Genomic DNA, 2,063 nt, shown 5'->3' on the forward strand with positions numbered 1-2,063 from the left:
TAAGGTCAAAGTTCAGTGTCAAGCTGCAGTAAAGGTTCACGGGGTCTTTCCGTCTAGCCGCGGGTACACTGCATCTTCACAGCGATTTCGATTTCACTGAGCCTCTGCTGGAGACAGCGCCGCCATCATTATGCCATTCGTGCAGGTCGGAACTTACCCGACAAGGAATTTCGCTACCTTAGGACCGTTATAGTTACGGCCGCCGTTTACTGGGGCTTCGATCAAGAGCTTCGCTTACGCTAACCCCATCAATTAACCTTCCAGCACCGGGCAGGCATCACACCCTATACGTCCACTTTCGTGTTTGCAGAGTGCTATGTTTTTAATAAACAGTTGCAGCGGCCTGGTTTCTGCGGCTGTCGTCAGCTCAGGAAGCGAGTTCCATCACCAACAACAGCGTACCTTCTCCCGAAGTTACGGTACCATTTTGCCTAGTTCCTTCAGCAGAGTTCTCTCAAGCGCCTTGGTCTACTCGACCTGACCACCTGTGTCGGTTTCGGGTACGATTCCTGTGTAACTGAAGCTTAGAGACTTTTCCTGGAAGCATGGCATCAACCACTTCGCTGTACAAGTACAGCTTGCTATCAGATCTCAGCATAGAGTACCCCGGATTTGCCTAAGATACATGCCTACATCCTTTCACCTGGACAACCAACGCCAGGCTGATTTAGCCTTCTCCGTCCTCTCATCGCATTACACAGAAGTAATGGAATATTAACCATTTTCCCATCGACTACGCCTTTCGGCCTCGCCTTAGGGGTCGACTCACCCAGCCCCGATTAACGTTGGACTGGAACCCTTGGTCTTTCGGCGAACGGGTTTTTCACCCGTTTTGTCGTTACTCACGTCAGCATTCGCACTTCTGATACCTCCAGCATACCTCACAATACACCTTCAACGGCTTACAGAACGCTCCCCTACCCAACAACACATAGTGTCGCTGCCGCAGCTTCGGTGCATGGTTTAGCCCCGTTACATCTTCCGCGCAGGCCGACTCGACCAGTGAGCTATTACGCTTTCTTTAAATGATGGCTGCTTCTAAGCCAACATCCTGGCTGTCTGTGCCTTCCCACATCGTTTCCCACTTAACCATGACTTTGGGACCTTAGCTGGCGGTCTGGGTTGTTTCCCTCTTCACGACGGACGTTAGCACCCGCCGTGTGTCTCCCGTGATAACATTCTTCGGTATTCGTAGTTTGCATCGGGTTGGTAAGTCGGGATGACCCCCTAGCCGAAACAGTGCTCTACCCCCGAAGATGAGTTCACGAGGCGCTACCTAAATAGCTTTCGGGGAGAACCAGCTATCACCAGGCTTGATTAGCCTTTCACCCCTATCCACAAGTCATCCCCTGGCTTTTCAACGACAGTGGGTTCGGTCCTCCAGTTAGTGTTACCCAACCTTCAACCTGCTCATGGATAGATCGCCTGGTTTCGGGTCTATACCCAGCAACTAAACGCCCTATTAAGACTCGATTTCTCTACGGCTCCACTATACGGTTAACCTCGCTACTGAATATAAGTCGCTGACCCATTATACAAAAGGTACGCAGTCACACCACGAAGGTGCTCCCACTGCTTGTATGCATGCGGTTTCAGGATCTATTTCACTCCCCTCACAGGGGTTCTTTTCGCCTTTCCCTCACGGTACTGGTTCACTATCGGTCAGTCAGGAGTATTTAGCCTTGGAGGATGGTCCCCCCATATTCAGACAAGGTTTCACGTGCCTCGCCCTACTCGTCATCATTATGTGTGCCCTTTCGTGTACGGGAATATCACCCTCTACGTTCGCACTTCCCAGAGCGTTCCACTAAAACACACATAACTTAATGGGCTGATCCCCGTTCGCTCGCCGCTACTGAGGGAATCTCAATTGATTTCTTTTCCTAAGGGTACTGAGATGTTTCACTTCCCCGCGTCTCGCTTCCCGCACCTATGGATTCAGTACGGGATAGTGGAACATTACTTCCACTGGGTTTCCCCATTCGGATATCTCCGGATCAAAACTCGTGTGCAGTTCCCCGAAGCTTTTCGCAGCTTACCACGTCCTTCATCGCCTGATCGTG

At 51.1% G+C, this 2,063-nt stretch carries 1 rRNA gene; it reads right to left on the reverse strand.

Going from position 1 to position 2,063, the window contains the following annotated elements:
* A 23S ribosomal RNA gene (locus FYJ52_RS09900) occupies positions 1-2,063 on the reverse strand; the annotation flags it as partial.

It is taken from the genome of Pseudoramibacter porci, from assembly GCF_009696145.1.
Classification (GTDB): Bacteria; Bacillota; Clostridia; order Eubacteriales; family Eubacteriaceae; genus Pseudoramibacter; species Pseudoramibacter porci.